This is a genomic window from Acinetobacter sp. YH12218, assembly GCF_013417925.1.
Lineage (GTDB): Bacteria > Pseudomonadota > Gammaproteobacteria > Pseudomonadales > Moraxellaceae > Acinetobacter > Acinetobacter amyesii.
Genome location: NZ_VPDB01000112.1, coordinates 1 through 5608, shown reverse-complemented (window position 1 = coordinate 5608; position 5608 = coordinate 1). Strand labels below are relative to the sequence as shown.

Sequence of the window (5608 nt, the reverse complement as noted above, 5' to 3'; positions counted from 1 at the left end):
AAGCTTATAGCAGTGTCACAGATGCGAAAAAGCAATTGAGTGCATATTTTGAGTTTTATAATCTGAAACGACCTCATTCGAGTCTAGACAAAATGACACCAAATGAGTTTTACTATGATCAGCTACCCCAACAAAACAAGGTGGCTTAACTAGAGCGGAATATCACTTATAAATACGCTTTTAGTTGTTCAAACAAGTGGAACCACCTCTGTTTGTAATGATATTTTATAAAATTCAATATTAGATCTGCAGAGAAAAACTTATCAAACTAAGTATTGGCTAGTCTTTTTCTTCGAAAAACTTATCAAACGAAGTATTAAGTTAATCTTTTTCTTCAACTTCTTCCTTAAACTCAAACAAATCATTCATCGTACAGTTAAAGTACTTACACAACTTATCGGCGACTGGTAATTCAATACGTACAGCACGGTCATAATACATACTTGTGAGCGTGTTGCGATTGATACCTGTTGCATGCACCACTTCACTTAATTTTAAAATTTTTCTATCGCCCATGAGGCTAGATAACTTACAAGTAATCATATTTAAATTAATTTACAAAAAATAACTTGCTGTGGGTTATTTGAAGTTGTTGACTGAGTAATACTTTGCTAAAATTAACCTACAGCAGGTTATTACAACTTATAGAAAGTATATTTTATCCATTTCAACTAAATTATAACTTTTTAAATATAAGGATTGAACCTGCATTAGATTATTTTGTGGAGATGACCGCCGTGTTACCAAATGAGTTATTGATCAGCCAGCAAGCTCGTGACTTAGGAAATCAATTAATTAAAGAAATGAACATCAATAGAAGTTATGGAATGGCTAATTTTCTTGGAGTAAATACTTGCTATGATAATCATCAGGCTGTACTTATTTGGACATTTCAACTGCTTGAAAGGGAACCTGCCTTAAATGAATTAGCAGAAATTAAAAAATATTTTCTTTTAATCTTTCCAGATAGTGTTTATCAATTAGCCTAAGTTGTTTTTAAAATTAATTTATTAAATAAAAAGCACTAAATCAAAGAAAGCTTTATTTAAAAATACCTATTAATTCAAAAACATACCATTTACTGAATATATGAAGCATAGGTTCCTGCTCTATCACTCACTCGTACTAAAATTACATCGCTCTTTTTACTGATACTAAACAATTTATGTCCACGCCACGTTCTGCGGCTTCGAGGGCTAGTTTTTGTTGAACCACTGAGAACAAGGACAACAAACTGCCTACTATATTTTCCCGGAGAGTGGTGTAGGAACTTTTTCATTATTGCTAATCATATCAGCGACAACATCAGCAACGAGCTCCTCTATTCCTGAGAATGCTTTAGACTGATCCGCATCAAGCCAAGACAATGATGGAAACTCAGCACATCATTCGTTTAAGACCTATTTTAATGACGGCACTGGTCGCAAGTTTAGGTTTTATTCCAATGGCGTTAAACACTGGAATTGGTGCAGAAGTACAACGACCACTAGCAACAGTTGTTATCGGCGGTATTGTATCTTCTACAATTTTAACTTTGTTTGTATTGCCTATTTTATATCAATGGGCGCATGGCTCTGAGAGTAGCAAACAGCAATCCGACGAAATTTAAAATCAAAAAAAGCAGCTTAATTACTAGGTTATGCCTAATTAAGCTGCTTTTAATATTGTATGCCCAACATTTTATTGATAAAGCTTACTGCGCTTCATCCCGACAATTTTCATTTAAAAACTCAAACTCTATCGTTGTATGCGATAAATGATAGGAAGATAATTTAGCTGCAACTTCTTGTTTAAGCCTAATTAATTCTTTAACGTCAAAGTTGTCACTCAGCTCAAGGTGCGCTGTTAAAACGTGACTTTCACCATCTAGTGACCAAAAGTGCATGTGGTGGATACCATTAACTTCAGGAAATTCCATTAGTGATAGTTTAATACGCTTTTGAGTCTCTTTATCGGGTGCAGCTTGAAGAAATAAAACGAGTGTTGATTTCAGGTTTTTGAAAACATTAAACAAGATGAACAGCGTGAACCCTATTGATAAAAGGGGATCTAATATCGGCAGTTCAGCGAACAACAGTACGATAGAGACTATAAGAACGGCAACCCATCCAAGTACATCTTCAAGAAGGTGCCATGTCAGCACTTTCTCATTTAATGTTTCACCCGCTTTTAATTTTAATACAGCATATCCGTTAACGGCAACGCCGAGTATCGCTAGCCCTAACATCCCCTCGACTACAGGCATTTCAGGATTGGACAGCTTTGGAATTGCTTCAAATAAAATCCAAATTGAGCCAATGATTAAAACAATACTGTTTATCAATGCGCCAAAGAGAGTAAGTCTACGATAACCATAACTAAACTTATCTGATGCTTCTTTATCTGAAAAACGACTTAAAATCCACGCAAAACCTATTGAAAGACTATCACCAAGATCGTGAACTGCATCTGCCATTATCGCCGTACTGTTAGTGAGCCAACCACCTATAAATTCGATAATAGTGAATGTCACATTAAGGAAAAATGCCCAACCAATACGGTCATCTTTACCATGTTGATGACTATGATTATGGTTGTGCATTTTGTACCTCTAGTACTTTTCTATTTCTTAGTTTTGATACATTCATATTAATCAAGTGACGTATCAAGCGTTGATATATCCAGCGTTTGAACCCCGACAAGTTAGTCCCTTTTTCGAGATAGAACTCATCAGGGGAATCATAAAGCCCAAAGTCATCATGAATACCTTCTTTTTGAATATAGGTATTTTCTCCACGCCAATCTGTATCTGGTGATGAAAAGCACTTTGTTGCAACACCATAACCACAAAAATCATCTTTTACTTGGTCAAATTTCTCCTGTAGAGAGCTTAAGTATTGCTCATCCAATATAAAGCCCTCTAAGTTTATCCAACGCCCTTCAAAGTAAACTTCTACCCAACTATGAATGATGTATTTAGGTGCTAACCAAAATACATAGCTTGGGATAGCACCTTTTTGTAGTTGCTGGTCTATGGTAAACCCATGAAATCGGCATTGAATGCCTAGTCCACGCAATAGTGCCATTAACAGATTACCCTTAGTATTACATTGTCCATAACCATCTGCTAGCACATCGCTTGCTGCAATATCATCGCTTTCATTATAACCAAAGAAAATCTCATCTTTTACAAACTGATAAGCGGCACCAATTTTGTTGAAGTTATCCAAGTTTTTCCACCTACGTTGATCGATCAAGGATTGGATATCTTTGTGTTCAAAATTAACGATATTCGTATTGTTTAAATATTTCTCAGTCATTTTTTATATATCCTTTTCGTTGCATACTTATACTATAGACTCTATAGTAACTATAGAGTCAAATGTCTGGGGGAAATTGATGAAAATAGGCGAATTGTCAAAAAAATCGGGCTGTTCAATACAAACGATTAGATATTATGAAAGAGAAGGATTTCTGTTAAATCCAAATCGTTCAGAAGGTAATTTCAGGCTGTATGATAGCAAAGCACTTAAACAATTGGAATTCGTAAAGCATTGTCGCAGCCTAGATATATCACTCAATGATATTAAACGTCTTATCGAATTAAAAAATAAGCCAGAAGAAAGCTGCTCTAGCGTTAATGCATTAATTGATCAGCAACTTGCACTAGTGAATAAACGCATGAAAGAATTAAGGGCGCTTAAAGCTGAATTACAACAAATGGCTAGTGCTTGTGGTTCGAACAACCCAACATACTCATTATATTCTGCTGACCATGTAACACGGCAAGTATATTGTTTACTATCCATTTGAAACCCCATAATGTTTTAAGTCTATGTATAAAAGTACGATTTTCACTTAGCAGTACTTAAATAATCACCCCACCACTGCATCATTTCAGTCCGCTGGGCTAAATAGTCAGCGTGATTATAGCTGGCACGGGTACGGTTCTTATCAATATGTGAAAGTTGTGCCTCAATCCAGTTATCCTGGAACAAACCTGAGTCATTCAAAATGGTACTAAAAGTGGAACGTAGTCCATGAGAGGATAATTGATGTTTTCCATAGCCCATCTTACGTATAGCCATATTTAATGTATTAAAATGAATCGGTTGATTATGTTTCCGTGGGCTAGCAAAAATGTACTTTTCACCGTATGACCATTGCATGACGTCTTTTAAAATATCTAAAGCCTGATCTGAAAGTGGAACTAAGAAGTCGGGAATCTCATGGCCTAATATGACTTTTCGTCGAAACTGTTTAATATGCAAGGCAGGTATTTTCCAGACTTTTTCATTTAAATCAAAATGATGAGGCTCAGCCAATAACAATTCAGCCCCTCGCACGCCAGTATGTAATTTGAACAGCAGTGCTTTTTTAATAATCGGATGGGCATCCAATTTTTGTAATTTATACTTAAAATCAGATATATCCTCCGCTTTCAAATACGGATAATTTTTCTTGATTTTACTGTTAATGGCGATTTTATTTAAACCATGCGCGATGTTGAATTCACAATAACCCATCGCTACAGCGTAGTCATAAATTTGGTTCAAATAACTACAAGCTTTCTTGACAGGTTCTTTTACTTGGCGTCCCTCTATTTTTTTGATTACTGAAACCAGGTCATAACGCTTGATGTTTTGAAAAGGTAGATCCTGAAGGTCTGGATAAATATCTTGCTGTAAGCATCTTTCTGCTAACTGTAGTACACCACAGCGGGGTAGATCGTTGAAGGCATTTTTCAGTTTGAACTGTAACCACTCCTCCCCGACCTTACCAAAGGTGATGACATTAGAGGCAGTATCTTGTTCAAAACAGAAATCATTGTCTTTAAAGTCATCTCTGACTTGTCGTGCCTTTTTCAGCGATAAATCAGGATAACGACCTAACTGAATGCGTCGACGTTTTTTAGTTTGTGGATCTGTATAGCGATAGCACCAAGATTTTCTTCCACTCGGCTCAATCTTCAGGCTAAGCCCATCTTCATCGGATAAAAAACTGGTTTTTTCCTTACAATGAGCTTGGCGAACTTTAATTTCAGTAAGACTCATGGAATTTAAATGAAACCTAACAATGGGTTGATTGGATCAATTATATCAAAATAGAACGCTTTATGTATGATGCGTACACTACGCATCATATATATTTGTAATATATTGTTTTATATATTTAATATTTTAAGTATTTGTATTTTAGTAACCATTATAAGTACCACCTCTTCTTTAAGTTCCCAACAACTCACTTTTTCTGTCATCAATGTTAAATAAGTCTTGTGCTTTAAATTCTTAGATGACCTCCTCTACCCTTTATTATCATTTTTATAAAAGTAACTATATGTACTCATTAAAATTTGTAGAGCTCAAAAACAAAAAAGACCGCTATATAGCAGTCTTTTAACTTAATTAAATAATAATTAATTCATTTTCATCATAAGTGCATAAGCATCACGTTTGTTTTGACGCAATGATTCTATCTCGGACTTCGTCAGCTGTTTTACGAGAGTAATTAACTATAACTAAAAATATAGACAAATATTTGCATAAGTTCTCATTTTGTCTATGTCGATTCAGTAGTGGCAAGGTGGGTATTTATTAGAGATTTAAATGATTATCTTTTGTATTTTAGG

At 35.1% G+C, this 5608-nt stretch carries 7 protein-coding genes and 2 pseudogenes; 4 read left to right on the top strand and 5 right to left on the bottom strand.

Annotation, left to right across the window (positions count from 1 at the left end; translation table 11 throughout):
* Nucleotides 1–149: integrase core domain-containing protein (locus FTV03_RS16795; protein WP_079745370.1), on the top strand; the 149-nt coding region annotated here is incomplete at its 5' end.
* A gap of 172 nt (nucleotides 150–321) precedes the next feature.
* Here the strand turns inward: FTV03_RS16795 and FTV03_RS16790 are convergent.
* Entirely contained in the window at nucleotides 322–543 is a 222-nt protein-coding gene (locus FTV03_RS16790) for a helix-turn-helix transcriptional regulator (RefSeq protein WP_004658364.1), read from the bottom strand.
* 194 nt (nucleotides 544–737) lie between these two features.
* Between FTV03_RS16790 and FTV03_RS16785 the strand changes: the two genes are divergently transcribed.
* Complete coding sequence (locus tag FTV03_RS16785) at nucleotides 738–989, top strand: hypothetical protein (protein ID WP_004658363.1); 252 nt, start codon at nucleotides 738–740, stop codon at nucleotides 987–989.
* Nucleotides 990–1241: 252 nt separating this feature from the next.
* On the opposite strand, the pseudogene FTV03_RS16780 reads toward FTV03_RS16785, so the two are convergent.
* Nucleotides 1242–1385, bottom strand: a pseudogene (locus tag FTV03_RS16780) (antitoxin HicB); the annotation flags it as partial.
* Between FTV03_RS16780 and FTV03_RS16775 the strand changes: the two are divergent.
* Nucleotides 1385–1609, top strand: a pseudogene (locus tag FTV03_RS16775) (efflux RND transporter permease subunit); the annotation flags it as partial. The pseudogenes FTV03_RS16780 and FTV03_RS16775 sit on opposite strands and share 1 nt — an antisense overlap.
* 84 nt (nucleotides 1610–1693) lie before the next feature.
* Here FTV03_RS16775 and FTV03_RS16770 read toward each other — a convergent pair.
* Nucleotides 1694–2581 (bottom strand): cation diffusion facilitator family transporter, encoded by an 888-nt coding sequence (locus FTV03_RS16770; RefSeq protein WP_127800877.1) that lies wholly within the window; start codon nucleotides 2579–2581, stop codon nucleotides 1694–1696.
* Nucleotides 2568–3299, bottom strand: coding sequence for a transglutaminase family protein (locus tag FTV03_RS16765; protein WP_005245162.1), 732 nt, complete (start codon nucleotides 3297–3299; stop codon nucleotides 2568–2570). The genes FTV03_RS16770 and FTV03_RS16765 overlap by 14 nt, the downstream gene beginning before the upstream one ends.
* 79 nt (nucleotides 3300–3378) lie before the next feature.
* Between FTV03_RS16765 and FTV03_RS16760 the strand changes: the two genes are divergently transcribed.
* The gene (locus tag FTV03_RS16760; RefSeq protein ID WP_179989169.1) at nucleotides 3379–3792 is read left to right on the top strand and encodes a Cd(II)/Pb(II)-responsive transcriptional regulator; all 414 of its coding nucleotides are present in this window, start codon (nucleotides 3379–3381) and stop codon (nucleotides 3790–3792) included.
* A gap of 41 nt (nucleotides 3793–3833) precedes the next feature.
* Here the strand turns inward: FTV03_RS16760 and FTV03_RS16755 are convergent, their stop codons facing one another.
* A complete protein-coding gene (locus tag FTV03_RS16755; RefSeq protein ID WP_005245164.1) occupies nucleotides 3834–5033 on the bottom strand; it encodes an integrase arm-type DNA-binding domain-containing protein in 1200 nt (399 codons plus the stop codon).
* Nucleotides 5034–5608: the final 575 nt, after the last annotated feature.